Genomic DNA, 26890 nt, shown 5'->3' with positions numbered 1-26890 from the left:
TCTGGGCCAGGCTGGGAATTAAGTTGAAAAAGAACAGAAAACAGCAAATGTAAAAAGCCTCTAAATTCCCTACAGGGGACTTGAGCGCGACCACATCCGGCTTTAGAAAGTCCCCTGTAGGGAATTTAGGGGAAAAAGCGCGGTCGCAAACGATTTTAAGGGTAATTGAATTATAAACCTTTAATTTCATCTCCAAAGGGTAAAATCCACTTTTTAGGCCTAAACGAGTCGGTTTCCTGCGCCAGATTCACCGTCGGGTCGATGTACGGTTTTCCCAGACGGCCGTTCAGGCTGACGTAGGTATCGGCAAAAACTTTCGGGTTTCGGAAACCGTGTTGCGTGTAATAATCCCGCAAATGATGCGCAAACTGCACCAGCATATCCGGTTGCGTCGCCATCATTTTTTCCTGCAATTTGGTGAGGTGATCTTCATTGTTCACCATCATCTGCTGCCCGGTTTCGTCCACCACCTTGAACTGCACGTTCCCCATTTTTTCCATCAGCATCACCCGCCACGAAAACCGGTAGCCCTCTTCCGACCAGAATAACTCGTTGGGGTACAGCGTGTACCGAAAGGGGACTATGATTTGTATGATGAAAAAGATGATGAAAAGTGATAACAAAAAGCGAGATTGCGCAGGGCTGTAAATCAGCGTTTTCACCAGGGGAATCCCAGAGTTTGTGGCTTGTTCTGTCGAATAAAGCCCCCCACCCCCTGAAGGGGGCTTACTGACTCCGATCCGTTCAGCCCCCTTCAGGGGGTGGGGGGCTAACCTAAGTGCAGTGGCCGGAAGCCTGAGCAAACCACCGAGCAGGGCCAGCAGTCGCTGGTGAAACCCGGCGGGGAAAAAGACCAGAGCCGCGACGATCATGATGTACGGAAACATGCCGATCGGAAACAAAACCGCCGTCAGTACGTGGAAAACCACCACCGCAGCGTAGGCAAACGGTCGCGTAAACCGGTTGAGGAGCAGAAACGGAATGCTCAGGTCGTAGAGTGCGCCCAGCCAACTGAAAGCAAAGGCGGTTTCCCGGTAATTGAACAGAAACCCGATTCCGGGCAAATCGTTGCGGCCCGGCAGCCAGATCCGGAGCGGGAGCGCTTCGAGCAGCCAGTCGGAATTCAGTTTGGCCAGCCCGGCGTAGAGGTAAACAATACCCATCAGCAGGCGCAGGCTGTCGATCGTCCAGCGGGGAATCTGTTCGTAAAAACCGCTCCGGTTTCGGTACGCATCCACTGAAAAATAGCCGTTTGCGGGCAGAAAAATGAGAAGAAACGCCACCAGACTCACAAAATAATAGTGGTTCAGGTAGGTGCTTTTGTCCATCAGTTCGATGTACGTAAAACTCAGAAAGAGCAGAACGGACGCAAGGCGGTAGAACCAGCCCAGCGCGACCAGCAAGGCGCTCAAACCGCAAACGGCAAACAGCAGGTACGTGTAGTCGCCAACTGGTTTTACGAACTCAAACCCGTAATACGGAAAAAAAAACGTGGGTTTGATGTATAATTCGTCAATCCAGCCTTTCGCCCAGAAACGGACGATACTGCCCAAGATCATCACGCCAAAGGCAATCCTGAACACCGCCAGCGGAGCCGCCGAAGTGTATGTCCGCCAATACCGACCCATCAGTCACCGTCATTATCCGCGTAGGTAATCGTGATGCTCATCGCCGATGTCATGTCCACTTTCAGCATCCGAACGGCTTTTTGCATTTCGGTGTAAACCGCTACCATCGCAGCGTTATTGGTCTTGACTTCGTCGTAGAGGTTGGGTTTCAGCGTGCCCAGTTTTGCATTTGATGCATCAAACTGCGCGTTGATCACCTCCACCAGCAACTTGCCGCTCTGGCTGTCTTTGGCGCCCAGGGCGGTGAGGTACGTTTTGAAACCGGGTCCTTCTTTGCCCGTCTTCACGTCTTTGCCGTTGAAGAAATCGATGGAAGCCTGGTGGGCGGTTTTGGCAAGAATCAGGGAAATATCTTTTTTGTAGAAGGCCTCCACTTTTTCGGGCGAGGGCACGCCGTTCACCATCGCGCCCGACGGAATTCCGAACTTACCCGAACGAATATACCGCTCATAATTAAGCACATACCCATTGACTAATTTCGACAATGAACCGCTGACGTCGATGCCGGTGGCGTTGATAAACTTGTCGCGGTAGGTAGCAGTCCACTCGGTCTGAACGGCGGTGAACATCGTGTTCATCTGGGTCATGATCTGCTTTACATACGCCAGTCGTTTGGCCGCATCGGCCGCCGTGGTGTATTTTAGCAGAATGGCGTCGTCGGTAGCTGCCAGGCCGTTGATCAGGTAATCCAGCGCCGGAAAACCCTGTTTCGGATACGAAGCGGGCAGTTCCAGCGACGCGTTGCCAGCAACGATGTTTTCCTCAATTCCGGTGACATTAGCTGGATAAATGTTGAAAAAATACCGCAGCGTTTTCGATTCCGCCGGACCCACGTCGAACAGTTCCACTTTCTGCCATTCGGTGTACGCATCGACCCAGGCCTGCCGGAAAGCTGTCAGGGAAGCCTGATCGGGTTTGGCCGCAAACGCGTCCGATTTAGCCAGCATCAGGTCAAACTTGGTTTTGAAGTTGGCGTAGCTCGGCAGTATAATATTATCGGCGATATTCGTCAGCAACACCTTGCGGTCAGTACCGGTATTGGACGGATTGGGATCCGGACCGGGCGTTGGGTCGGGCGTATCCTTACTGGTTGAACAGGCCCAGATAAGCGCCATGAATGCGGCAAGAAACGCGACGGTTTTCCAGCTAAAATGTACCATAAGTTAAAAAAAGCAACCGAGCGATGTGGGCAAGTCGCTCGGTAAGACTCTAAAAATGAGTATAGTAGTACGGTTTTTAACTTCGTTATTCAATATTCGCTATTAATTAAATACTGAATAGCGAATATTGAATAACGAATAGCGAAGTTGAATACTAGTTAGCAATCTTGAATTTGGCACGAATTGCCGCATCGGCCGCGTCAATTTTGGCGTTGGTCAGGCCCCAGAAACCGTTCGGAGCTGTACCGACCAGACCGGCCAGAATGGTGTCGGAGAAGGTCGCATCCCCGCCGTTTACTTTGCCGTAGCGCAGCGAATAAATGAAACCCAAGCCTTCCCCCATGGCGTGGGCGCGGGCCGCGTCGTTCGTTGCGTTCGTTTTCCATTTGCCCAGGTAACCCAATGCCGCACCGGCAATCGCCTTTTCCAGCGCGGGACGGATAATGGCCACCTGCGCCTTCAGCGTCGTCGGGTCGTTGTTCACGATGGCTGCACGTCCTTTCAGCAACGCCATGTGGATTTTCGGAAAATCTTCTTTATTGTACTCCCAGAGGTATGAACCCAGAAAGCTTTCGCCGGAGGAAGTCGCGGTTGCTTTCGCGCCGTACACCGGGTTGGCTGTCAACAGGCCGTAAATCTGATCCCAGTTGTGCTCGAGCGCCGTATAACTTTTACCCGAAACCACTTTCGAATTGTCCAGCGCCAGGTTTTTGTCGCTCAGCAGCACGTTGCTGATGTAATCGACCTGCAAACCGCCAATCATCGATTTCTGGATGATCTGCGCCCATTCAATTCCTTTCGCATCGACCAGGTAGTTGCTGGTTCCGGTCGTGAGTTTGCCCGCTTTGCCTTCTGCCGCCGTCTGAGAAACCGCTTTGCTGGTGAGGGCCATGGCTGCAAAAGCCGATTCCAGGGTTTTGCGCTCTTTTTCGGCCTCCGCAGTCGGCAGCGACGATGCAAAGATTGACCGCAGGTTGACGCCTGATGAGTTTAAAGCCGCATCGGTAAAGGCGTTGCCGGTATTGGCAAACATATTTTTCAAAACCGTCGAATCCAGTGTCGCGCCCGTTCCAACGGCGGTTCCGTTGTAGGTATTGATCGCTCTGAACATCAGCAACTGGGTGCTGGCAGGCGTCATATCAACGGTTTTCACTTTATTGATGTCCGCAAAATAGCTGGCGTAAGTCGTTGTATCCGTCAGTTTGGAATAGTCGATCGCCGTGCGCAGATTGTCGGGCGGGGTAATGGTGTTGTCATCATCGTCCTTGTTACAGGCGATCAGGCTGGCGGCCAATACAACAACAGGAAGAATTCTGGAAACTAAATGAGATTTGAACATAACAGGTTGACAAAAAGGTTTTCCAGCCGTAAATGTAAATACTATTTAGACTGATTATAAAATTATTAGTAAGAATGTTTTTAAATAAAGTCATAACATCCTATCTGTCAAATTGTTAGAATTGAATCCAAATTTAGGATTAATCCAATTACACTGCCCAAAATGCATCAATTGCGTCCTGCATCAGCGACCGGCCTGAAATCCGAGCCGCAGGCTGACGCCACCGGAACCCAGCATCAGGCTCTCGCGGGTGAAGGGCCCGATGGGGTATTTGACGTACGGTTCGGCCGAAAGCCGAAACTGCGTTCCCAGCCGACGCTCGACGCCAATCGACAGGTTAATGATCCGGCCCCAGTAAATTTTCTGAAAAGCCGGTTCTGATTGGTTTGTCGTTTGCTGCAACGTACGATATTGCGTGACGGGTTGTTCCTGCCCATTGCTTCCCATCACGAAAATCGTCTCCGCTTTCGTCTGTTCATACGTGTAGGCATATTGCTCGTTCAGAAATGCGATGGATGACAGGCCCGCTTCGGCATAAAAACCCATACCAGACATCTTTTTAGGCCGAAACCGGATATTGAGCGGCAGATCGATGGAGGTAAGTCGAATACCGGTCGAAACCAGATGGGGGATGTTGGTCGTCATTACAATCTGCCCGGATTCCTTTGTTCCGAACTTTTGCTGCGCCATTGCCAGACCGGTCGACAGACTAAACCGTTTGATGATCGGGATTTCGGAAAATACTCCCCCTCCCACCGTCATCGTTGGCGAGCTCCCGGCGGCATACACCGACTGCGGAGCCAGACTAACCCCCCAAACGGGCTTCGAACCGGTTTTGGCCGGTTCCGTTTTCGCAACTGCCGGTCCGGTTTGCCAGATGGACAACGGAAGGCTCAGGGCGCGCGCAGGCCGTAATGAAAACCGAATCGCGCGTGGACTGATCAGCGCAAAAGAAGCGGTTTGAATGATGGATTCAGCGTGCGGGTGGGTAGAAATGTCGTTCCGGCGAAAATCGTCAAATGACGGTTTTGGCGGATCAAAGCGGTTTTTGATTGATGAGTTAGCGGTTTTGGGGCGGTTTTGCCCAATAACCCCTAAATCCCCTGAAGGGGACTTGGACGCTGAGTCATCCAGATCCAGAAAGTCCCCTTCAGGGGATTTAGGGGTGGAAGGTTCAGGCAAAACCGCTCCGGTCCGTTGCCGGTTTTCAACGGACGGAAGCATCGTTTTTGGGTCCGAAACCCCGGTTTTCGATCCATGAACCGCCAGCCGGGTTTCCTCCGACTTTTTCGTGTAGAGCCAGAGCGGTACGCCCAATACGCCCAGCAGTAAACAGGCCGCCAGCGCATACCGGAACCAGACCACCGGCGGCTGTCGGCGTCGGCGCTGCAATCGCTGAAATTCTTCCCACGAGCCGGGTTCGTAGGGCACTTCATAGCGCCCCACGGTTTTTCGAATGTGGTCGGTCAGCCGTTTATGAATAGAATCTTTCATTGTGATTCGGGAAATAACTTTTTACCAAACGGGCCAGCTTTTCTTTCGCCCGAACCAGGTAAACCCGCGACGAACTGACGGACAAGTTGAGCTGTCCGGCAATTTCTTCGTGCGAATAGCCTTCGATTTCGTAGAGGTTAAAAACCATGCGGTACTGATCAGGGAGGTGTTGCAGCAACGTCAGAATATCCTCCGCCGTCAACTGGCTGATGACGGCATTTTCGACCTCAACAGACTGGCTATCAGCCTGATCGTACTCGACGGTCTGGGTGTGTTTGACGTGTTTCCGGTAGTGATCGAGGGCGGTATTGACCACAATCCGGCGCAGCCAGCCTTTGAAGGTTTCCTCGAATGCATACCGATCGATGCGCGCAAAAACCTTCATGAAACTGTCGTTGACCACGCTGCCCGCTTCCTGCCGGGCCGGATGATACCGCAACGCAATGGCCATGGTAAACCCGTAGAAATGCTTGTAAAACATCTCCTGGTATTGCGGGCTGCCCTGGCGGCATCCTTCAATGAGCTGTCGTTCAAACGGAGTACAATCTGGGGCCATTCACCAGCGGGGGCAATAAAAAAGAACGGCGAACCGCATGCGGCTCACCGTTCCACGCATGAATGTTAGCTTATCGGTTGGAAACGCTGCCGTCCGGGTTCAGCGTGGTGTCCTGCACCTTCGACCCGTTGTAGACCACAAAGGTTGTATTGGAATGATCGCCTTCGCCCACCACTTTCGTAATATCAATTTTGATGGTGTGCTCCAGATCGGTCGGGCAACCGGTCACCTCGCCCGCTTCGTGCGTCAGCGCAATGTGGATGGTCGGCGGATAAATCATGATCTCGACGCCGTTCCAAACCGCTTTGAACGATTCGGCCGAGCAACCGCCTTTGACTTTGACCGTCAGGATGTTGCCATCACGGGTAACGTTCTCGATCGTGAATTGTGGCCCGGTCGCTTTGGTCCGCGCGTTCATAGCCCGGTCGAATTCTTCCTGGCTTTGCACAATGCGGGTCAATCCTTTGTCCGACGGCGCCGGCTCATTGCCCGAGTTCTGGTTACAGGCACCGAGCGCCAGCAAGGCAACGAAACTCAGGACGGCGGTAATTTTTCGATAATTCAGGAGGCTGGATACGATGAATTGCATTTTCATGGATGTATTTGTTTTTATACCCATGACGTAACCCGTTCACCGAACGCTACAACTCGTCCCGGTTTTTTCGAAAAACTTTTTCAGTTCACCGTACCGCCCACGACGCAGGTCTGGTTGTAGGCTTCCACGATCTCGCCAAAGCGGTTCCAGTCCCGGCGGGTGGCGGCCGGAAACTGCCGGACAAAAGCCGGGCAATCGCCAAAAAGAGCTTCGTGTTCGTCGTCGATGGTGCTCTTTTTCACGATGCGGGCGCTGGTCAGGTCTTTCACCACCACAAAGCTGAGGTCGCGGGGATTGGTGCCAATCGTGAATTGCCCGAACGTGTATTCCGAATGCTTTTTCCAGCCGTTGGCGTCGAAATACAGCGTAATTTTTCCGGGCTGGCTCAGCCGTTCGAGCAGGGCGGTTTTTCCGTCTTTGCGGGGATTGGGAACGCGTTCAAAAACCACGGTTTCGCGTTCGCGGGGAATAGCGCCGGTGGCATACGCAAAGTTAGGAATGTTCTGGGAAACCGTTCGGAGCTTCTCTCCTTTCAAGGTTATTTTTTTGTCGCCCTCGGTCCGCACCACCACGCTGGCTGGCGCATCATTGACCATCGAACTCACCCGGACTTTCCCGCGGATGGTATCGTTTTCGGTCGTCACGACATACCCGTCCGTCCAGGTTGTAATTGCGCCCAGTGGCGCATATTGGGCAAATGAAATAGCAGGGCTCAAGAGAGCCGCGAATAAACTGATTTTCAAGGTGTTCATTTGTGTTTGTTTTAAATAAAGTATTTGGTTTACGGTTTTCTGTTTACGCCGGGCCGTCGCTATGGTGGTCCGGCGTAAACAAAAAACCGTAAACTGACTAACCTTTCCGCAACAGCGGGACCGTCACCCGAAATTCTTCGCCATTGTCGTTGATTTCCAGCGCGGGCAATCCGAGTCGGCGGAAGCGGTCGGTCAGGGTTCCCAAACCGATCGGGATGGCCGTGACGCGCAACGGTTTCAGTTGAATCGGATTGGAAACCAGCAACCGGCCATTTTCGAGCGTCTGAATGGTCAGCCGTAGCGGTTTTTCGGGCAAAATGACGTTGTACCGGATGGCGTTTTCAACCAGCGTCTGCAGCGTTAGCGGGGGCATCAGATCATCCAGAAACCGGTCATCGACCTGAATGTCAAATGAAATCGCCGAACTGAACCGCGTCTCAATCAGAAAAATATACGACCGGATAAAGGTCACTTCGCTCCGCAGCGACGTCAGTTCCCGCTCACCTTCCTGCAGCAAATACCGGTAGACACTCGCCAGTTCGTCCAGAAACGCCCCGGCCTGCTTCTTGTCCTCGGTAATCAGCGACGACAGCGAATTCAGCGAATTGAACAGAAAATGCGGATTTACCTGATTTTTCAGGCTGTCGTACTGACTTTGCAACGTCGCTTTTTTGAGCGCTTCGGCTTCCCGGATCGCTTCCCGATTTTTCTGGAGGTAATACATACTTTCGTAAATACCGCCAACCAGAAACGCAAACAGCAACGCCATGCCGATATGAATGAGGTACACCCGTGGAAATTCCGCCGGAGCGATCAAACCGGTAAAATCCATGTGGCTCACAAACCAGGTTTCGCCGGGCTGCATCAGGATCGTGAATACAAAATAGCCCAAAAACGTCTTCACAACCCGCTGCCGGAACTCCGCCCGTTCGCCAAATTGCCGTCGCACCCGGATGACCCACCAGCGGAGCAGTTGCCAGGTAATGCCCGTCGAGGCCAGCCCCCAGATAAAGGTTTGGGCAAACAGGCTCCAGTGGTACCCGTACTCGTGCAGGTAAAAGAAAACGAACGGCAAAACCGCCAGTGGCAGCCCGATGATCTGCAGCCACTTGTCGTTGATGGACTCGTTTCCGTTTACCGCCTGGTTTGTACTCAATTTGATCATGGATTCGTATCGGTTCGATTCCGAAGGGGTCAGTTGATGACGTGTAAACCGCTCATTAAAAGTAGCGTACCCGCTGCCGGTTTCAAAAAAGAGTCGGTTGAATCCGCATTTTTGGCGGCCAAACCGTAAGAAAACGGGCTGGATTTTCCCAATCCCGCGATATTTAATTATTTTCATGTAGAATTAAAGTATTCCTACACTTACCAATCTACTCCTATGATAACCAAGACCTTAACCAGCAAGATGCAGCGAATTACCGGACTGCTCCTGTTGGTCGGCACGCTGGCTTTCATGCCCAAAGCCGATCACAAAACGCTGGAAATCGGGGCTGCCGCGCCGGATTTTTCGCTGCCCGGCGTCGATGGCAAACAGTACAGCCTGAAGAATTTCGCCGGTTCGCCCGCGCTGGTCATTGTGTTCAGCTGCAACCATTGCCCAACCGCCCAAGCCTACGAAGACCGCCTGATTCAACTGGTGAAGGATTACAAACCGAAGAAGGTGAATTTTGTCGTCATTTCGCCCAACAGCCCGGCCACGGTAAGTCTGGCCGAATTGGGTTACACCGACATGAGCGACACCTTTGCCGAAATGAAACTACGCGCCAAATCGAAGAGCTATAATTTTCCGTACCTCTACGACGGCGACACCCAGACGACGGCCCTGAAATACGGCCCGGTGGCGACGCCCCACGTGTTTATCTTCGACAAAGACCGCAAGCTGCAATACGCCGGGCGGTTCGACGCCAAAGAAAAACCGGGCACGGGCAACGCCGAAGATGCGCGGACAGCCCTGGATGCGGTTTTGGCGGGCGAAAAAGTGCCGATGCCGACCACCAAGACGTTCGGCTGTTCGGTTAAATGGATTGAAAAGAGCGATTATATTAAAAAACAGCAGGCCGAATGGGCCAAAAGACCGGTTTCCATTGAGGATGTGGACGTCGCCGGGTTGAAAAGTCTGATCAGGAACGATTCCGATAAACTGCGGCTGATCAACGTCTGGGCCACCTGGTGCGGACCCTGCGTGCAGGAATTTCCCGAATTCATCACCATCGACCGGATGTACCGCGAGCGCGATTTTGAGTTCATAACGGTTTCGGCCGACAAACCCGACAAGAAAGCCAAAGCCCTCGAATTTCTGAAAAAGAAGGAAGCTTCCAACAAAAATTACCTGTTCAGTTCGGAAGACAACTATGCGCTGATCGAAGCCATCGACCCCAACTGGCAGGGCGCGCTCCCCTACACGATTCTGGTGGAACCGGGTGGCAAGATCGTCTACAGCAAGCAGGGGCCGATTGATCCGCAGGAAATGAAAAAGAAAATCGTCGAAAACCGGATGATCGGGCGGTATTATTGAGAAAAGGGATTGTAATAGTATGTTCCTGGCTTTCCGGACTTTAACGTTTCCCGGTTTTTTTACTGATCTCAACCGCTGTCAGAGCCTTAGGGCCGCTGACAGGGTTTAGACCAGTATCACTTCTTCCGTGGGGTCGATGCGGAGCCAGAGCAGGCAACTGCACAAGAGCAGAAACGCGATCAGGAACAGCGGCAGGTTGAAATCGCCGGTAACATTAACGATATAGCCGAACAAAACGCCCAGAAAAACCGCTCCCAACTGTCCCACGGTGTTCATTGCACCCGACACCACGCCCGACTGACTGCGTCCTACATCGTTGCAAACCGCAAACGAAACCGGCAGCGTCAGGTCTTTAAACCCCATGCCCATCGACAAAAAGATAGCCGCCGTCTGGTTGTCTTTCGTCAGGGCCGAGAGCAGAATCATAGCCGACGACAGGCCCAGACCCACGATCCCGACGACGCGCCGACCGGTTTTCAGGCCGTATTTTTTTGACAACCCGTCGCTCAGGTAACCGCCCGTAAAGCAGCCGATAGCGCCCAGAAAAAACGGAAGCGTGGCAAACAGCTGCATTTCCTCTTTCCCGAAATGACGACCTTCACGGAGGTAGGTTGGTAGCCAGCCCGTAAAGAAATACGCGCCATACATGTAAAAATGGAACATCAGCATAATCGCCCACATATTCGGACTCCGCAAAACCGCCCCCCACGGAATGTGGTGGCTCGCAATCCGAAACCGGCGGTTTTCTTCAATGTATTCGCGTTCCTGCTCAGAAATTCCCGGTTTTTCATTCGGAAAATCACGGAACCAGACGTACCAGCACACGGCCCAGACTACGCCAAGCAGGCCCATGGCGTAGAACGACACTCGCCAGCCAAACTGCGTGGCCACCGGCACCACCAGCCAGGGCGCCAGCATTCCGCCCACGCGCCCGGCCGCCCAGATGTAAGCCTGCGCGCGGCCCGTTTCCTGCTTGGGAAACCAGCGCGAAACGACAATGGACGCGTTGGGATACGCCCCGGCCTCGCCCGCGCCGAACAAAAACCGCACCACCACCAGATAAAGCCAGCTTGCCGCCGTGCCGGTCAGTGCCGTAAACACCGACCACCAGCCAACGACCCGCGTCAGCACGCGCCGGGGGCCCAGCCGGTCGCCCAGCGCGCCCGTCGGCAATTCGAACAGGGCGTAGGAAAGGGCGAAAGCGCTCAGAATCCAGCCCCATTGATCGTTGCCAATCTGAAGGTCTTTTTTGATGTCCGATGCAACCAGCGAAATGCAGGTGCGGTCGATGTAGGTAATGGCGGAAAGCGCAAATAAAAACGAGAGAACCCGGGAACGGTAATTCATGTGAAGGGCTGGTAGTGAAAATCTGCTCAAAATAGCGAATTAATAGACATCATTTTAGCGACTCAGCCGCTTGCGTAAAAACCGGCAAACCAGGCGACAACCCGTCGTATAAAAAACGAGGGCGTTTGGTTTAAGTGCCGGCAACGAAGTCATTGACAGAAATCAAGAAAAGCCGAATTTCGGTTTATTTTTCAGGGATGAATGGAAGTTTCGCGTTTTTTTCCACGAATTAGATTATTCCTAAATTGAATAAAGCGACGATCTTTGGACATTAACAAATCATAAAGCTGGCTCAGAAATGGGTTTGCTTTTTTACATTTGCTGCATCAATAACCCTGACGCTTCATGAAAAACCTTTTTATCTTCAGTCTGATCAGCTGCGCGATTCTGGCAGGATGCCGTACGCCGAAAACCGAAAAAACCGCTTCGTCCAGCCAAAAACCGGTCACCACTATTGCCTTCGGTTCGTGCAGCGACCAGAAACGGCCCCAACCGCTCTGGGACGATATCGTGGCCCAAAAACCGCAGGTCTGGATCTGGCTCGGCGACAATATTTACGGCGATTCGGAAGTGATGGACACGCTCAAAGCCAAGTACGACCGGCAGAAAGCCAACCCGGTTTACGCCCAATTGCGGCAATCGACCCAGATCATCGGCGTTTGGGATGACCACGATTATGGCGTCAACGACGGCGGAAAAGAATACCCGCGCCGGAAGGAAAGTCAGCAGTTGATGCTCGATTTTCTGGACGTGCCCAACAACAGCCCGCTGCGGCAACAGGAAGGCGCTTACTCGTCGCACGTCTACGGACCGAAAGGGCAGCGTGTGAAGGTCATTCTGCTCGATGGGCGGTATTTTCGGGACCCGCTGAAGAAAGTCAACAAAACCAATACGCCCGACCCTTCCGGCGACATTCTGGGTGAAACGCAATGGCAATGGCTTGAAAATCAACTAACCAACTCTGATGCCGATGTGCACATCATCGGTTGCGGCATTCAGTTTCTCGCCAACGAACACACTTCTGAGAAATGGGGCAATTTCCCGACTGCGCGCCAGCGGTTTTTCGATTTGCTGAGCAAAACCAAACCGAAGGGCGCGATGCTGATCAGTGGCGACCGGCACATTGCCGAAGTCTCCAAAATCAGCCTTGCGGGCTTGGGTTACGATTTGTACGACATCACCAGCAGCGGCCTGACACACACCTCCAAACCGTATGAACAACCGAATTCCTACCGGGTTGGCAAGATGGTTTTCGACCTGAATTACAGCCTGATCACCATCAACTGGGACAAAAAACCGCTGACGGCCACGGTCCGGATCAACGGCGACAATTGGGCCACGTACCTGACGCAGGAAGTTGCGTTTTAAGATTTTCAGTTTACCAGCGTCGGTTTCTGCGCTTTTTTATTCGAAATAATCCGAATCAGCGACGCCAGCGCGATCAAGACAATGGCCAGAATCAGAAGATACGTATAGCCCGTTGACAAGTCGGGCAGAACAACGGTTTTCTGGTTGCTGAGCATTTCATAAACCGGAATCACGCCTTTAAAAATGTAGGCCTGCGCCAGCGTAATGCAACAGATTACCGCCAGCATGATGAAACTGTGCTTGACCGTGAAGCGAAATAACTGGGATTCTTTTCCGACCAGATCGCCAGCCGCGGCCGCTACCGCAATGGATTGCGGAGAGATCATTTTACCGACCACGCCCCCCGACACGTTGGCGGCTACCGTCACCACCGGATCGACGCCAATCGACTGAGCTGTAGCGTATTGCAGTTTACTAAACAAGGCATTCGCTGATGTATCGGAACCCGTGATGAAAACGCCCAGCCAGCCCAGCACGGGGGCAAAAAAAGGAAACAAAGCGCCCGTGTTGGCCAGCGCATCCGCCAGGGTGAGCGTAATGCCGGAATCGTTAACGATGTACGCAAATCCCAATACGGCGGCAATGGTCAGCACCGGAAATTTTAACTGGTTCAGCGTACTTGTAAAAACCTTTACGCCCTCGGCGTAGGTCAGGCCGATCAGGGGAATTACGACCATATTGGCAATGAGAATGGCCGTTCCGGCGGCTGATAAATAATTGAATTTGAACACCTTGGGCAGCGGATTTCCGCCTTCGCCCTGAATGGCGTTGTGCAGGCCGGGCACTTCGAACTGAATCATTCCCACGGTGTTGAGCACGTCCTTGATTGGTTGTATCCCCCAGGCGATGACCATGATGGTTAGTACCAGAAATGGCGACCAGGCCCGCAGCATTTGCCCGCCGGTATAGCTCACGTCGGTATTGAACGTCGGGGCGGGTTCGTTCACAAACCGCCAGACGGTTTTCGGTTTCCAGAACCGCAGAAAAACCATCAGGCAGATGATAGAGCCCAGCCCGGCGATTACGTCGGGCAGGGAAGGGCCTAAGTAATTGGACGAAAACCACTGCAAAAAGGCAAACGAAACGCCCGAAACCAGCACCGCCGGCATAATTTCCCGAGCTTTCCTGAAACCGGCAATGATCGTGACTAGGTAAAAAGGCAGGATAATCGACAGCAGCGGAAGCGTCCGGCCCACCATTTGCGAGATCGGTAATTCGGGAATGCCGGACACCTGCGAAGCCACCGTGATGGGAATACCGATAGAGCCAAACGCCACCGGAGCCGTGTTGGCAATCAGGCAGATGCCCGAGGCATACAGCGGATTAAACCCCAGCCCAACCAGCATCGCGGCCGTGATGGCAACCGGAGCGCCAAAACCGGCCGTGCCTTCCAGAAAAGAACCGAACGAGAACGCGATCAGCAGAGCCTGCAACCGCCGGTCGGACGTGATGGAAGCCATAAAGTGCTTGATGATCTCGAACTGCCCGCTTTTGACGGTTAAGTTGAAGAGAAATACGGCCATGATGACCAGCCAGCAAATCGGAAACAAGCCGTATAGAGCGCCGTGGGCGAACGACAAAACCGCCAGTTTCACCGGCATTCCGTAAATCAAAATGGCAATCAGCGCTGCAATAACGGTGGCAATTAAACTGGCCTGATAGCCTTTCATTTTTCGAATGATCAGCGCCCAGAAAATGAAAATGATGGGCACTGCCGCGACCAACACGGACAACGCAATATTATTAAACGGGTCAATAACCTGTGTCCATTTCATAAATAGGAAGGCGTTAAGGGGTTCAGTATAAATTTAGCGCAATTCGTTAACAGCTAACAGCCTGACCTATCCATAAAGCGAAATTTGAAACTATTTACTATTCTGCGCTACCGGTTTAGTCGGGATAACCGGTTTATCTACCTTTTCGGCAGTTGCGTCCACTCTTCCCCACGGCGGTTTTCGCTGCCTGAATGCGATTTATCCGTTCAGGGCGGTTTTAAGTTTCCTGCCGAAAACCGGTCGGGGAATGACGAGCACCGGGACGAAGCTTTCCAACCGTTCCGGCCCGATTCGAGTCTTGCCTTAAACCTTACCTATCAAATACATACCTTAATCCGGTTCACCATGAACTTCTCTACACCTGTGGCCTTTCGGCTGGTCCTCCTTTCGCTCTGCCTGGACGCGTGCACGCCCCACTTCCCCGCGCAGGAAAATACCGCATGCTCGCTGGCAAACTTCCGGATCATCAATAAAACAACCGATCCTCTTTTGGCCAAAGTCCGGGAAGAAACCGTTGTGATTGACGGCCAGTCGCTAAAGATCGGGGAGTCAAGCCGAATCGCTTACACCTTCGACCAGCAAAACCGGCCTGTCGAAGATGTTTACAGCGCGTACGGATTCAGTGATTACAATGGCTCCGAAACGTATGAATATAGCCCCAACCTGTTGACGGTGAAAACCAAAAACGCTACCGGTGTGGTCAGCGAAGTCACCTTCCCGCTCAATGACAGGGGATTATTAGTGAGCGCCAAATACAACGCAGACGGCCTGGCAACCGAAGAAGTGTCGGATTCGTACCGGATTACCTACACGATTGAAAACGGCAATGTCGTCCGCAAGGAAACCCGGGATTTATTGAATAACGCGCTCTACGGCGTTGTCGTCTATGAATATGACCTCAACCGAGCGAATCTGCCCAACGTGGCACCGCACAAAGGCAAAAAAAGCCGGAATCTGCCCGTCAAGGAAACGTACCTGAATTACGCCGTCGCCAACGGAGGCCCGACGCCAACAACAATAGTTTACCAGTATACCTATACGTTTGACAGTTCAGGACGCCCAAGCCGCCGGTACAATACCGTGAGCGGTAGTCCCGGAAAGTATGAAGTTGTGGATTTCGAGTATACCTGCCGGTAATGGAAATGGTCTTTAAAACCACTAAAATCGGCCTTTAAAACAAAACCCTCCGTTAGTCCCCGCCCTACCTTTGTTCCAACCCATTCAGCAATCAGATCATGGAACAGGTAACCACAGTAGACAATTACAACGGGGTTCTCCAACGGCCCCTGAATTCCGGCTTTACCGCCACTTCAACCACCGATGACGTTATCCGGGGAATCGACCTGAGCGGAAAAACCGCCATCGTGACCGGTGGTTATGCCGGTATCGGATTAGAAACCGTCAAAACATTCAGCCGGGCCGGAGCCAGCGTCCTTGTGCCCGCCCGCGACCGGAGCAAGGCGGCCCGAAATCTGGCAGGTATTCCGAATGTAACCATCGAAGAAATGGATTTGATGAATCCGGCTTCGATCGATGCCTTTGCCCGGAAATTCCTGCTGACGGAAAAACCGCTTCATTTGTTAATCAACAATGCGGGCATTATGTGGGTGCCGCTCCAGCGGGACGCACGGGGGTATGAATCGCAGTTAGCGACCAATCATCTGGGGCACTTCCAGCTCACGGCACGGCTTTGGCCCGCCCTGAAAAAAGCGGAGGGCGCCCGCGTGGTCAATGTGTCTTCGTACGGTCACCAGATGGCCCCGTTTGATTTTGAGGACCCTAATTTTGAAAACCGCCCGTACGAAACCCTGCTCGGCTACGGCCAATCCAAAACTGCCAACAACCTGTTCGCGGTAGAGCTCGATCATCGCGGCAAAGAGGTGGGTGTGCGCGCCTTTTCGCTCCACCCCGGTTCGGTCATCGGCACGGACCTGGGGCGCGTGGCTCCCATCGAGTTATTTAAACAAATGGGCACCCACGATGCCGACGGGAATCTTTTCCCGGAAGTGGCCCAAAAATTAAAGACCATTCCCCAGGGGGCTGCCACGACGGTTTGGTGCGCCACGAGCCCGCAACTCGCGAATCTGGGGGGCGTTTACTGCGAAAATGCGGACGTGGCTGAACTGGATCGGGGGATGATCAACCACCAGTACGATGATCCGTCCAGCCTTCGCGGTGTCCAACCGTATTCGGTCGCTGCGGACAATGCAAAACGCTTGTGGACGTTCAGCGAGGAGCTGACCGCTGTTTCATTTGCCGCCAGTTAAACCGGATTCCGGCCGGGACATGAAAACCGCCTGATCGAGCGTTAGAAGCCGGGCTTCTAACGCTTTTCCGGTGGAAGGCTGGCCGGGAATTTTAGTCCGATTTTGTTTTATCAGTTAGCCGGTAAAAACGTGGGGCATCATACGCAATACATCCATCCTGACCTGAAGCTGTCGCGCTTCGATGATAAATTTTATAAGGCCGACGTTCTTTTTGAACAGCATTTACTGGTCTGGATCATTTCGGGCGAAACCAAGATTGTGCAGGGCGACCAAACGCATTGGTTTGGCGCCGGAGACACCCTGCTGTTTCCCCGGAATCAACTGGTCACGGTGATCAATTATCCCAAAGATGGCCTGCCGCACCAGTCGGCGGTTATGCACCTGACACCCCAGCGGCTAACCGACTTTTATGCCAAAAACCGGGTCGACATCCAGCCCGACCCGGCACCGGTTTTTCGCACGTTTGGCAGGCATCCCCTGCTAAAAAGTTGCCTTGCCTCCCTGATTCCCTATTTTGAACTGAAAGAAGCGTTATCAGAAGGCATTGTTTCGCTGAAAATTGAAGAAGCGATTACGATTCTGCGGTCCATCGATGCCAGTATTGATCCCGTGCTGGCCAATTTTAACGAGCCGGGCAAAATCAATCTGGCCGATTTTATGGAACAGCATTATCAGTTCAACATGCCAATGGATAAATTCGGGTACCTGACGGGCCGCAGCCTGACGACGTTTAAGCGTGATTTTAAAAAGACCTTCCAGACAACCCCGCAGAAATGGCTGACCAACAAACGACTGGAACTGGCCCATTACCAAATAAAGGAAAAAAAGCGACGGCCTTCGGATGTTTATCTGGAAGTTGGCTTTGAAAACCTCTCCCATTTTGGACACGCCTTTAAAAAGCGTTTTGGCTATGCGCCGGGATCTGCCAGCCAGCAGGAACCGTAAAGGTGTTACTTACCACCCACAACCACTTCAATCAGCGATCCGTCGGACAAATACCGGTTGGCCATTGCCTGCACCTGTTCCGCCGTCACGGCGCGCATCCGCTCAATGTAAGTGTTGATGTAATCGGCGGGCAAACCTTCGAACAAAACCGTCTTGTAACGGTCGGCTATTTCAAACGGCGTGTTCAGATTGCCGACGTACGAACCCGCCATGTAGTTTCGGACGGTTTCCAGTTCTGATTCCGGCACCGGTTCGTCGCGCAGCCGCCGGATTTCCTTCCAGATTTCGTCGAGGGTTTCCTGCGTATTTTCCCTTTTCACGTCGGTGCCCATCAACAATGTTCCTTCATTCGGGTGCATCGCCAGGTTCGACCAGATGCCGTACGTAAATCCTTTTTCCTCCCGAATATTCTTCATCAGCCGGGACCCGAAATAACCGCCCAGCACTTCATTCAGGACCAGCGTCGGAAAATAATCCGGATGATTTCGGGTAAATAATAACCGCCCCAGCCGGATCGACGACTGCAGACTGTCTTCTTTTTCCAGCAAGACCGCTGACGAATCGCTGTTGACGGTTTTGTCGGCGCCGTTGTCCGAAACGGGCACTTCAACCACCTGGTGGCCCAGATACTGATTGATCAACGCAATTTCGGTTTCCGTAATTTGCCCCGCCACCACCACGCGGAACGGTTTCTGCCGGATACGTTGCCGATAGTATGTTTCAACGCCATCGCGCTGAATGGCTTCCAGGGTTTCGGGGCTCTGATTATGGCCGTAGGGGTGGTTTTTACCGAAAATTTTCTCCCGGATCAACCGGCTGGCCACGAAGTTATTTTTCTCGAGATTGACCCGCAGAGTTTGCAGGGTAATATTTTTCTGGTGATTGAGTTCCCGTTCCGGAATGACCGAATCCAGCAGCATTTCCTGAATCATCGGCAGGATCGACGGCAGGTGTTTGGTTAAACCGTAAACCGTCAGGCTGGCCCGGTTGGTACCGCTTTGCTGTTCCAGAAAGGCCCCGTAGCGATCAAAATATTCGCTGATCTGGGCTGAGGTCTTCTGCCGGGTTCCTTCCGTCAGCATTTTCATCGCCAGCGTCGATAAGCCCGGCAGGGGTTCATACCAGGCCCCGGCTTCAAAAATAATTTCCAGCCGAATGACGGGCTGCTGCCCCGCATTGATCCAGTAGAGCGGCTGGCGGTTGTCCATCGTCAGCGTCGCTATGGCTGGTACTTTTACTTCTTCAATTCGTTTATATTCGGGTGCCTCCGTTCGGTTTACTAATTCCATTGTGCAGATACTGAAGCGCTAAAAAAATAATGGCACGCCCGAAGGGTGCCATTGTCACGTTAAAATCGATGTCTTTTTATTCTTCCAGATTTCCCCGGTCGTCGGAGTCATCCGATTCGGCCGACTTGGCTTTTTTGTCGATGTCGATAATCAGCGAAATCCGGAAGGTTTGCGCCAGCGGACTTCCCTGCGTAACCGGAATCAGGTACGCAAAGTCAATTCCGTATTTCTGCTGGAGACGAATACCGATACCGGTGGTAAAGTATTGCCGGCCACCCTTCACGCGGGGTTCGTGGTAATAACCGACGCGGGCCGCAAATTGCTCGTTATACCAGTATTCGATACCCGTTGCAATGTTGATTTCCTTCACCTCTTCCGAAAAACCGCCGGGCGCGTCGGAGAACGAACCAAAAATCGAGCTCAGTGTCGGCCGGTTCGGGTCTTTTCCCTGAGAAATAACCGGAGCACCGTTTTGATATTGAACCACACCGTTGACGGTTTTATAAACCGGCGGAGTCGGAACCATCAATTTATTCAGGTCGAGAACAAAATTGAACTTGTTAAACTTATCGGGATACAGCGTCAGGGCCGTACCTAATTTCAGGTTGGTCGGAATGGGCGCGGGCGACGTTGTTCCGTACGTAACTTTACCACCAATATTTGAGATAATCCCGCCAAACGACCATTTGAACCCTTTGCCGGTAATGTCGTCGCGAACCTCATTCTGGTAAAACGCACTGATGTCGAAAGCCGCCGTTGAAGCGGGTTTCAGCGAGACACCGTTGACGGAGTAGTTTCCTGACAGGTTTGAGTTGATATACCGCAGGTTAACCCCCATCGAGAAATTCTGAAATAACCGGCGGGAATAGGAAGCCGTAACGGCATATTCTTTGGAATTGAACGAACCGGCGGGCTGACCCAGAATCGTCGTGAAGTCGATGGTCCCCAGATCGAAATACATCAGCGACAGACCGATTACATCGTTCCGGCTTACTTTTTTGTATCCCGACAGGAAGGTAAAATACATATCATCTACGCCAATACTCCGCAGCCAGGGGGTATAGGACAAAGCGACTCCCTGATCTTTTGGGGCAAAAACCAGTTTGGCCGGATTCCAGAAAACGGCATTTGCGTCAGCACTCAGTGCAGCACCCGCATCACCCAACCCAGCGCTGCGGGCGTCGGGCGTAAAATTGAGGAACGGCAAAGCCATCTGGGGAATCCGGTACGCAACCGTATCTTGTCCCGTCAAAGCCGCACCAGCACCCTGGGCGTTTGAAAAGAAAGGAAGTGTCAGGCAACCAAGTAAACAAATTGACGATAAGGTACGTGTCATAGAAGAGGTTAATTAACTCACGAATTAGCGCGTTCGTTGGGTAACCACTGGTAAGAACGCCAAATGTACGATTATTACGATTGAATATAAAAGATGACCAGGAATATATTTTTATAACTACCTAACGTAGAGCAACTTGCCTGAATGCATTGCCACCGAGCCATCCGACTTTGAACGCAAAAGGATTCGGTAGACATACAAACCGCGAATCACCGCTGCTCCGCCAGACATGGTTCCGTTCCAGCTTAGCCCGGTAATTGAGGTATTGCAGTTAGAACACTGATAGACTCGTTCGTTGACAGTCCGGCCACTCACATCCGCGATCAGAAGCGTTGTTTCTAACTCGTCGCCCGGGCGGTTATGCTGAATCCCGAAGGTTGTCTGTTCCTGAAATGGGTTGGGTATCACACTAACCGACCCAATTGCCAGAGCCGGTTGTTCGGAAACTACAAATTTCAACGTTGTTTCGGATGGATTATTGTAAACATCCCAGGCTTTTACCTTCACTATATACGCACCCGGTGCTAAATTTTTCCAGTCGTACCGAACCGTCCCCCTCCGGAAGTCGTCGAGTTCAGCCATAAAATAATCATTCACCACCACCGGCGGCTCGTTGTTTAACTGGAGCGTCAGTTCGTGACCAATACCGTTACGGGCAATATTAATGCCATTTTCGTCACTTAGCTTCGCAATCAGGCTTGCACCTGGCCCGACAATGGTGCCGCCATCCACGAAAGTGGTGTCATTGATGTACAGCCGGATTGTGGGCGGTTTCGTGTCAGTGCCCGAATTGGGCACACTGTTACCGATTAATAAATTATCGTAACTTCCGGCGGCTTCTGTCAAACTATCCGACTGAATGGCGTACAAAAATACTTTCCCCAACCCCATGCGGTAATCCAGATCTTTGGGCATCACAAACTGGCAAACGAACTTGCCGTTCTGCACCCGGACCTGGCCCGTATACAACGGACTACGGTATTCGGCGTAGCGCATCGGCGGACTAAATTCCGTTCCATTGGTGACTAACGTATCAGCTTTATCAAACAGCGTTACTTTTACCGTTCCGTTAAATTGACTCATCAGTCGTTCTCCCTGCTGAATTTCGCCTTCCAACCGGACGGTTTCGAGCGCCTGTAACGTATCCGCTTTCGGGCCGATGTTTTTTCCATTGATGCGGGTCAGGGCGGCTTTGGCGGACGGATAGGCTAATTGCATGGACGGATCGCCCAGCAGCGTAAAGTTGCGGTTCAGGTTCCCGCTGAGGCTACCATTTTTAGTAAGCCGGATCAACTCGCCCAATCGGGGAACACTCTGAGCAGTGTTTTGAGCCAGCGCATCGTAAAAAGCGTTGTTCAGGAGGTAATTCGTGCTGGAATAAACCGGCCGGGCCGTCGTCAGCAGGGCAACGCTCCCCCCCTGCGGATTCAACAACGCCAGTTCAGCCCCCGAAGTCTGCGCCGGATCGTCGTACCGGCCAAACTGGCAGGTAGCCGTCACAAAGATCGGCAACCGCTGATTGGTCCAGCCCAGAATATCCTGCAAGGTAACGACCTGCTCTTCCGCCCAGCCCGACTCCCCGCCGTGGCCGGTGTAGTTGACGATCAACCGGCCGTCGTTCAGCGCCTTCGTAATGGCCCGATTCACCGCCGGAGCTTTCTGCCCGCCGGGGCTTGATTCCTGCGCGAAACTATCCAGATACAACTTTTCGATCCGAAACTGGGGTTGTAAAGTCGATATTTTCTGAGCCAGCCGGTCGGCATCGGTTTGGTGAATATTGGGAAAATCCTCATCGCCGTCGTCGGCAACGAATGAGATTTTCGTCTGCCAGTCGCCCGGCAATTTCCCGATTGCTGCATACCGGATCAGCTTATCGACCACCAGCCGGGCCTCTTCGGCTGATTTGACGGGCAAGCGGCCCACGCCAATGTCGAGCGTATGATCGCCCGAATAGTCTTCGATCCATTCGCCCTCGGCGGTTTCCAGAAAACCAAAGTAATCGTCTGAACCGTAGCTCAAAACCGGGTGCAGCGACTCCCGGCTTTCGTACGTCGGCAGGGTTGCCGCCAGTTGAGCCGGGGTCAGTAATTTCGTATAATTCTTGTAGTCGTACGTGGCATCCCCGAAAAGCAGGAGGTATTTTAGTTTACCGGGCGTCTGATTATTCAATGATCGAGCCAGATCCCGGATCGCCGTCGGGTCGGGCTGACCCGAGGCAAACTCGTTGAAAACCTCCGCCGAATTCACGACCAGCACCTCCAGTTTGTCATTTTTCCGACGAAAATCGGCCAGTCGTTCGGCCTGCGTTCGCCAGCTTGCCGACGTAACGATCAGCAAGTCCGGCGTCGCCTTGCTTTGTAGGTTCTGGTTGCTAACGGTTGTAGCGGTTTCGGGCGTAAGGGCCTGTTCCGGCGAAAAAACCAGGTATTCGCGCAACCGGTTTCCTGCAGCGGTCAGACTTCCCTCCTGCTTTTCATTCACCGTTACGGGCATCAAAACCGGTGTCTGGCGGTTCGTAACGTCCCAAACCTGCATGGTAGCGGTGGCTTGCTGAATGACGTAGCGGACCGTAGGATACCGAACCGATTCCGGAGATCGGAACAGGAACGGTTCGTCGTACCGACGGAGGGCGCGCCGGGCCTGGATTGCCAGTGATTGCAAATAACCTTGTCCGGTTTTGTCGTACGACAGCGCCAGCCGAACGGGGCTTTCCAGCGAAGCGGGTTTTAGTCTGAACGTTTGGCGGTTTTGGCGACCTTTCTGGGCGTATATATAATTAGTCACTGCCTCAATATCCTGTGTACCAACAGCCTGTGCCCCCCATTTTAGCTGAAACTGGGTATTAACCAGCGCGTATCCGACGACTTCCGACGTAACGAGAGCCGTTGAATCCGAAATCATTCCCGGCAGATTGAAAGAAACGGTTTTCGTCGTTCCGATTCCGAGGTATTCCAGCCACTCGCGTCCCGACCGAACCTGGTTGATTATTTCGCCCGTCGGTTTATAAAATGCATAATCGGTGTACTCGGTAATGACGGTTCCCGACTGCGGAAGGGTGGGCTGAGCGGCAATGCGTTTCCCGGTTTTCTGGCCGTAGGTCAGAAAATAATACGTCGTATCGGTATAGGGATTGATCTGGTGCGAGAACCGTTTCGCGGTCGAATCGTAGGCAATGGGGTGCGGGCTTTCGGCAAAAAAATATACGGCATCACCCGCGTTGAAACGGCCATCGGTTTCGCCGTTCACCCAGATCGCATTCTCGGTCAGATCACGGGCGCGGGCTTTGCTATTGGCTTGCGGCAGTGCGGCCCCGCCGTTACCAAAAAGCCGGATGGTGCGCGGATCGAGGGCCGAAACGCCAACACCCGCTTTGGTTAAAAAAGCCGCATCGAGTTTATAAACGCCCGTTTTGGTAATTCCGATTTTAAGCCACGGCCCTTCCGCCAATACCGATGGTAAGGGTTGCGCCCGGGCGACCAGCCCCCATGCAATCATGGTCAGCCAAATCACAAAACCGTAGCTATTCCGTTTTTTCCACCCAAACATGCGCCCAAATCGACACTTTCAAACCTGTAGTCTTCTCCGTACAAACGACGCGGGTCCGTCGTTTCATACCCCGAATGTATTCTTTCTGCAAAAAACGGAATGTTTCGCCCTCCGGCATTTCAACCAGCAATTGCTGTCCGTCGGGTTTTATATCCAGTTGGCGCAGGGCGCGGGTGAGCGCGGGATGCGCCCCGGTCGATGCGGCAGGGTTACTGAGGTAATTTTTCAGGGGAGTTAATACGGAAATCGGAAAAACCGCTTCGTGCAACACGGGCTGCATTACGTCCCGAAACATCTTTTTCCAGGCCGGGCCGTGCGGCCGCCCGATCCTTCGATACCGCTGAAAGACCAGCAAATGCGCTACTTCGTGCAGATAGGTAATCAGGAAAGCGTGCGGATTCAGGTCATTATTAACCGTGATGGTAAAATCGGTTCCCCGTTCGACCCGAAAATCGCCTAGCTTGGTGCGCCGGGGGGTTGCCGCAATAAACACAAACTGATAGGTTTTCCACAAATCGTAACAATACGAAACGGCATCGCCAGGGAGGTGTTTTTCAAAAATTCGCAGAATGTCGATTCTCACCATACACAAACAAAAAAGCCCTATCATAAAGATAAGGCTTTTTCCGTCAGTTCGTTTCAGATGTTCTGATTACTTCGTCGTGTCGGCAGCTGCGCTATCAGCCGGAGCAGCCGTTGCGCTGTCGGTTGACATAGTGCTGCTGTCAGACGTCATCGTAGCCGTGCTGTCTGTTGAAGTCGTTTCTTCTGTTTTAGGTTTGCTTTGGCAGGCAGCAAAAGTTAACATGCTACCAACGAACAGAAGTGCTAATACTTTTTTCATTTCGTCTCGGGGCGTTTAAGGTTTGAGCCGCAAATTTAACATAAAATCAAAAAATACAATAACATCCTGCCTTTCAACGAATAAAATATAGTAAAGGCTTTTAAATATCACATTGCGTATGGTATTTATTCAGTACCACGGCCGGATCGGCCCGTGAATTTGTCGTACATGCCGGTGCTGCGAAAGGTCAGCAGTTTATGGCCAAAATAATTCGCCAGAAAACTAAAGCCCATCCCGACGACGTGCGACGTTTTTTCGCGCCAGAATAAGGATACGGACGGGAAATAGGGGTTGGCCACCCATTCCAGCGTCGCGACCGCCGTCCCGACCTGCACACCCCACGCAATCAGGGCAATCACCAGAAACTTAACCGCTTCGCGGCCGGTATTTCCCGTTTCTTTGGCCGAGAAGGCGTAGTTCTTGGTCGGAATGAAGCTGACAACGGTAGCCGTCAGGTAACCCAGCAGCACACTGGTGTCAAAATTGAACGCCTTTCGATAAAAAATCTGCGAAATGAAATTGACCGTTGCTCCTAAAAGCGCAGTTAAAAAGAAGGTAAAAAAGCTTTTCTTTTTTACTTCTATAGTTTTAGGTTCGCTGCTATTCACACTGATCACCTGGTGCGGGATTTGGGTTGCCTGAGAATTCAAAGGTAAAGAACTGCTCCTGTTACACCCTTATCAGTGAGATGTTTATGAGGCAACGGTTCCCTAATTACTAAATCAAATTCTGAAATAAACCCGGAATCAGTCCAAGAACAATGGTGAGCACAGTTGCCGCGATCAATACAAACCGGTAAAACGGCGCTACCTGAATTTGGGTGGATGAACCTTCCCGGAAATACATGGCAATGACCACCCGGAAGTAATAATAGATACCAACGGCCGACATCAAAACCGCCAGCACCAGAATCCAGACCATGCCCTTGTCGACAGCCGCCGAGAAGATCATGAATTTGCCCCAGAATCCGGCCGTCAGCGGAATACCGGCCAGTGACAACATTGAGACGGCAAGAATGAACGCAAGTAACGGATTCTGCCGGGATAATCCGTTAAAAGCCGTGTAGGTGTCGTCGGGCCGGCCGTCGGCGGTGCGTTGTTTGGACACCACCAGCAGAATCCCGAACGCAGCAATCGTAGCCACGGAGTAAGCCAGCGAATAAAAAACCAGTGCCTGTTTCGACTGTTGCCCCAGTGCGGCCAGACCGACCAGCAAATATCCGGCGTGGGAAATGCTCGAATAGGCCATCATTCGTTTAAAACTGTCCTGATAGGCCGCCGTCAGGTTGCCAACCAGCAACGTCAGGCCCGTAATCACCGCCAGCGTAATCCACCAGAAACCGTAAATGGCGCTGAACGCAACCGACAGCAATTGCAGCAGGGCCGCAAAACCGGCGGTTTTGACCACCGTCGACATAAAAGCCGTAAACAAGGTCGGTGCGCCTTCGTAAACGTCGGGCGTCCAGAAGTGGAACGGAGCCGCCGATACTTTGAACAGCATTCCGATCAACACCATCAAAACGCCCAGATAAAGCAACAGCGACGGACGACCGTGCGACAGGGCAATGTATCCTTTAATGTCGGTCAGTGTGAACGAACCGGCGGCACCGTACAGCAACGCCATGCCAAACAACATGATGCCCGTGGCAAAAGCGCCCATCAGGAAGTATTTCAGAGCGGCTTCGTTGGAACGCAGATTCCGCTTGTCGCTACCGGTCAGGATGTACATAGAAACCGACAGAATTTCGACGCCGACAAAAAGCATAATCAGGTTTTCGTAGGAAATCATCATGATGGCTCCCACGATCGAAAACAACAGAATGGCATAATATTCAGCCGGTTGCGCGGCTTCGTCGTCCAGAAAATCGCCGGAAAGCGACACCACCATAAAGGCCGAAACCAGTACGATGCTCGTGAATAAAATGGCGACGTTGCTGATCAGCAGCATGTCACCGAAATAAAGATATGATTTATTCCACTCCAGAAAACCGGCTCCCAGCGCAAGCAGGATGAACAATAACGTAGCCGGTAACAGAACCGCCCGGGACTTCAGAAAGCCCAAATACAGGAGCACGATTCCAAAGACAGACAGGAGTACAATCGAAAGCATATTTTGTGTCGTTTGAGGTATC

The 26890-nt window shown here is 52.4% G+C and carries 22 protein-coding genes; 5 read left to right on the top strand and 17 right to left on the bottom strand.

Annotation, left to right across the window (positions count from 1 at the left end; genetic code table 11):
- Positions 1 to 170: 170 nt before the first annotated feature.
- From GJJ30_RS09425 to GJJ30_RS09390, 8 genes are all read right to left on the bottom strand, one after another.
- Entirely contained in the window at positions 171 to 1628 is a 1458-nt protein-coding gene (locus tag GJJ30_RS09425) for an HTTM domain-containing protein (protein WP_154174872.1), read from the bottom strand.
- Positions 1628 to 2788 carry an imelysin family protein gene (locus GJJ30_RS09420; protein ID WP_154174871.1) on the bottom strand — a complete coding sequence of 387 codons (1161 nt, stop codon included), beginning with the start codon at positions 2786 to 2788 and terminating at the stop codon, positions 1628 to 1630. The genes GJJ30_RS09425 and GJJ30_RS09420 overlap by 1 nt, the downstream gene beginning before the upstream one ends.
- A gap of 154 nt (positions 2789 to 2942) precedes the next feature.
- Positions 2943 to 4127 (bottom strand): DUF4856 domain-containing protein, encoded by a 1185-nt coding sequence (locus tag GJJ30_RS09415; RefSeq protein WP_154174870.1) that lies wholly within the window; start codon positions 4125 to 4127, stop codon positions 2943 to 2945.
- A gap of 183 nt (positions 4128 to 4310) precedes the next feature.
- On the bottom strand, positions 4311 to 5621 hold the full coding sequence (locus GJJ30_RS09410; protein ID WP_154174869.1) for an outer membrane beta-barrel protein: 1311 nt from the start codon (positions 5619 to 5621) through the stop codon (positions 4311 to 4313).
- Positions 5602 to 6177 carry an RNA polymerase sigma factor gene (locus GJJ30_RS09405; RefSeq protein ID WP_154174868.1) on the bottom strand — a complete coding sequence of 192 codons (576 nt, stop codon included), beginning with the start codon at positions 6175 to 6177 and terminating at the stop codon, positions 5602 to 5604. Before GJJ30_RS09405 ends, GJJ30_RS09410 begins: the two co-directional genes overlap by 20 nt.
- 70 nt (positions 6178 to 6247) lie before the next feature.
- On the bottom strand, positions 6248 to 6772 hold the full coding sequence (locus tag GJJ30_RS09400) for a hypothetical protein (protein WP_154174867.1): 525 nt from the start codon (positions 6770 to 6772) through the stop codon (positions 6248 to 6250).
- Between the two features lie 80 nt (positions 6773 to 6852).
- Positions 6853 to 7524 (bottom strand): hypothetical protein, encoded by a 672-nt coding sequence (locus GJJ30_RS09395; RefSeq protein ID WP_154174866.1) that lies wholly within the window; start codon positions 7522 to 7524, stop codon positions 6853 to 6855.
- Positions 7525 to 7621: 97 nt separating this feature from the next.
- The gene (locus GJJ30_RS09390) at positions 7622 to 8689 is read right to left on the bottom strand and encodes a sensor histidine kinase (RefSeq protein WP_170299152.1); all 1068 of its coding nucleotides are present in this window, start codon (positions 8687 to 8689) and stop codon (positions 7622 to 7624) included.
- A gap of 216 nt (positions 8690 to 8905) precedes the next feature.
- Here GJJ30_RS09390 and GJJ30_RS09385 point away from each other — a divergent pair, with 216 nt between their 5' ends.
- Positions 8906 to 10042 (top strand): redoxin family protein, encoded by a 1137-nt coding sequence (locus GJJ30_RS09385; RefSeq protein WP_310588220.1) that lies wholly within the window; start codon positions 8906 to 8908, stop codon positions 10040 to 10042.
- Between the two features lie 105 nt (positions 10043 to 10147).
- On the opposite strand, the gene GJJ30_RS09380 is transcribed toward GJJ30_RS09385, so the two are convergent.
- Positions 10148 to 11389: an MFS transporter gene (locus tag GJJ30_RS09380; RefSeq protein ID WP_154174864.1), complete on the bottom strand. Its 1242-nt coding sequence runs from the start codon at positions 11387 to 11389 to the stop codon at positions 10148 to 10150.
- Between the two features lie 345 nt (positions 11390 to 11734).
- Here GJJ30_RS09380 and GJJ30_RS09375 point away from each other — a divergent pair, with 345 nt between their 5' ends.
- Positions 11735 to 12757 (top strand): alkaline phosphatase D family protein, encoded by a 1023-nt coding sequence (locus GJJ30_RS09375; RefSeq protein WP_154174863.1) that lies wholly within the window; start codon positions 11735 to 11737, stop codon positions 12755 to 12757.
- Positions 12758 to 12762: 5 nt separating this feature from the next.
- On the opposite strand, the gene GJJ30_RS09370 is transcribed toward GJJ30_RS09375, so the two are convergent.
- On the bottom strand, positions 12763 to 14532 hold the full coding sequence (locus GJJ30_RS09370) for an L-lactate permease (RefSeq protein ID WP_154174862.1): 1770 nt from the start codon (positions 14530 to 14532) through the stop codon (positions 12763 to 12765).
- A gap of 84 nt (positions 14533 to 14616) precedes the next feature.
- On the opposite strand from GJJ30_RS09370, the gene GJJ30_RS09365 reads away from it, so the two are divergent.
- The 3 genes from GJJ30_RS09365 to GJJ30_RS09355 all read left to right on the top strand — a co-directional run bounded on the left by GJJ30_RS09365 (position 14617) and on the right by GJJ30_RS09355 (position 17744).
- Complete coding sequence (locus GJJ30_RS09365) at positions 14617 to 15669, top strand: hypothetical protein (RefSeq protein ID WP_154174861.1); 1053 nt, start codon at positions 14617 to 14619, stop codon at positions 15667 to 15669.
- A 98-nt stretch (positions 15670 to 15767) separates the two neighbouring features.
- Positions 15768 to 16799 carry an SDR family NAD(P)-dependent oxidoreductase gene (locus tag GJJ30_RS09360; protein WP_154174860.1) on the top strand — a complete coding sequence of 344 codons (1032 nt, stop codon included), beginning with the start codon at positions 15768 to 15770 and terminating at the stop codon, positions 16797 to 16799.
- Positions 16800 to 16901: 102 nt separating this feature from the next.
- Complete coding sequence (locus GJJ30_RS09355) at positions 16902 to 17744, top strand: helix-turn-helix domain-containing protein (protein WP_154174859.1); 843 nt, start codon at positions 16902 to 16904, stop codon at positions 17742 to 17744.
- Between the two features lie 5 nt (positions 17745 to 17749).
- On the opposite strand, the gene GJJ30_RS09350 is transcribed toward GJJ30_RS09355, so the two are convergent.
- The 7 genes from GJJ30_RS09350 to GJJ30_RS09320 all read right to left on the bottom strand — a co-directional run bounded on the left by GJJ30_RS09350 (position 17750) and on the right by GJJ30_RS09320 (position 26868).
- Positions 17750 to 19033 (bottom strand): M16 family metallopeptidase, encoded by a 1284-nt coding sequence (locus tag GJJ30_RS09350; protein ID WP_154174858.1) that lies wholly within the window; start codon positions 19031 to 19033, stop codon positions 17750 to 17752.
- Between the two features lie 76 nt (positions 19034 to 19109).
- Positions 19110 to 20369 carry a type IX secretion system outer membrane channel protein PorV gene (gene porV, locus GJJ30_RS09345; protein WP_154174857.1) on the bottom strand — a complete coding sequence of 420 codons (1260 nt, stop codon included), beginning with the start codon at positions 20367 to 20369 and terminating at the stop codon, positions 19110 to 19112.
- A gap of 117 nt (positions 20370 to 20486) precedes the next feature.
- A complete protein-coding gene (porU, locus tag GJJ30_RS09340; RefSeq protein ID WP_229313047.1) occupies positions 20487 to 23915 on the bottom strand; it encodes a type IX secretion system sortase PorU in 3429 nt (1142 codons plus the stop codon).
- Positions 23890 to 24501, bottom strand: a complete 612-nt coding sequence (locus GJJ30_RS09335; protein WP_154174856.1) for a SprT-like domain-containing protein — start codon at positions 24499 to 24501, stop codon at positions 23890 to 23892. The genes porU and GJJ30_RS09335 overlap by 26 nt, the downstream gene beginning before the upstream one ends.
- 66 nt (positions 24502 to 24567) lie before the next feature.
- The gene (locus GJJ30_RS09330) at positions 24568 to 24759 is read right to left on the bottom strand and encodes a hypothetical protein (RefSeq protein WP_154174855.1); all 192 of its coding nucleotides are present in this window, start codon (positions 24757 to 24759) and stop codon (positions 24568 to 24570) included.
- A gap of 125 nt (positions 24760 to 24884) precedes the next feature.
- Complete coding sequence (locus tag GJJ30_RS09325) at positions 24885 to 25367, bottom strand: GtrA family protein (RefSeq protein ID WP_310588225.1); 483 nt, start codon at positions 25365 to 25367, stop codon at positions 24885 to 24887.
- 109 nt (positions 25368 to 25476) lie between these two features.
- Positions 25477 to 26868, bottom strand: a complete 1392-nt coding sequence (locus GJJ30_RS09320) for an NADH-quinone oxidoreductase subunit N (RefSeq protein WP_154174853.1) — start codon at positions 26866 to 26868, stop codon at positions 25477 to 25479.
- Between the last annotated feature and the right edge of the window lie 22 nt (positions 26869 to 26890).

The organism is Larkinella terrae (assembly GCF_009668025.1).
GTDB lineage: Bacteria > Bacteroidota > Bacteroidia > Cytophagales > Spirosomataceae > Larkinella > Larkinella terrae.
The sequence above is the reverse complement of the archived record's forward strand: the minus strand, read 5'-3'. Positions and strand labels throughout refer to the sequence as shown.

Bases quoted from the DNA above. Each gene is read 5' to 3' on its own strand.
- GJJ30_RS09330 (WP_154174855.1), bottom strand. From the start codon at position 24,759: ATGAAAAAAGTATTAGCACTTCTGTTCGTTGGTAGCATGTTAACTTTT.
- porV (WP_154174857.1), bottom strand. From the start codon at position 20,369: ATGACACGTACCTTATCGTCAATTTGTTTACTTGGTTGCCTGACACTT.
- GJJ30_RS09395 (WP_154174866.1), bottom strand. From the start codon at position 7,524: ATGAACACCTTGAAAATCAGTTTATTCGCGGCTCTCTTGAGCCCTGCT.
- GJJ30_RS09370 (WP_154174862.1), bottom strand. From the start codon at position 14,532: ATGAAATGGACACAGGTTATTGACCCGTTTAATAATATTGCGTTGTCC.
- GJJ30_RS09380 (WP_154174864.1), bottom strand. From the start codon at position 11,389: ATGAATTACCGTTCCCGGGTTCTCTCGTTTTTATTTGCGCTTTCCGCC.
- GJJ30_RS09375 (WP_154174863.1), top strand. From the start codon at position 11,735: ATGAAAAACCTTTTTATCTTCAGTCTGATCAGCTGCGCGATTCTGGCA.
- GJJ30_RS09390 (WP_170299152.1), bottom strand. From the start codon at position 8,689: ATGATCAAATTGAGTACAAACCAGGCGGTAAACGGAAACGAGTCCATC.
- GJJ30_RS09400 (WP_154174867.1), bottom strand. From the start codon at position 6,772: ATGAAAATGCAATTCATCGTATCCAGCCTCCTGAATTATCGAAAAATT.
- GJJ30_RS09385 (WP_310588220.1), top strand. From the start codon at position 8,906: ATGATAACCAAGACCTTAACCAGCAAGATGCAGCGAATTACCGGACTG.
- porU (WP_229313047.1), bottom strand. From the start codon at position 23,915: ATGTTTGGGTGGAAAAAACGGAATAGCTACGGTTTTGTGATTTGGCTG.
- GJJ30_RS09405 (WP_154174868.1), bottom strand. From the start codon at position 6,177: ATGGCCCCAGATTGTACTCCGTTTGAACGACAGCTCATTGAAGGATGC.
- GJJ30_RS09415 (WP_154174870.1), bottom strand. From the start codon at position 4,127: ATGTTCAAATCTCATTTAGTTTCCAGAATTCTTCCTGTTGTTGTATTG.
- GJJ30_RS09350 (WP_154174858.1), bottom strand. From the start codon at position 19,033: ATGGAATTAGTAAACCGAACGGAGGCACCCGAATATAAACGAATTGAA.
- GJJ30_RS09335 (WP_154174856.1), bottom strand. From the start codon at position 24,501: ATGGTGAGAATCGACATTCTGCGAATTTTTGAAAAACACCTCCCTGGC.
- GJJ30_RS09420 (WP_154174871.1), bottom strand. From the start codon at position 2,788: ATGGTACATTTTAGCTGGAAAACCGTCGCGTTTCTTGCCGCATTCATG.
- GJJ30_RS09320 (WP_154174853.1), bottom strand. From the start codon at position 26,868: ATGCTTTCGATTGTACTCCTGTCTGTCTTTGGAATCGTGCTCCTGTAT.
- GJJ30_RS09410 (WP_154174869.1), bottom strand. From the start codon at position 5,621: ATGAAAGATTCTATTCATAAACGGCTGACCGACCACATTCGAAAAACC.
- GJJ30_RS09425 (WP_154174872.1), bottom strand. From the start codon at position 1,628: ATGGGTCGGTATTGGCGGACATACACTTCGGCGGCTCCGCTGGCGGTG.
- GJJ30_RS09360 (WP_154174860.1), top strand. From the start codon at position 15,768: ATGGAACAGGTAACCACAGTAGACAATTACAACGGGGTTCTCCAACGG.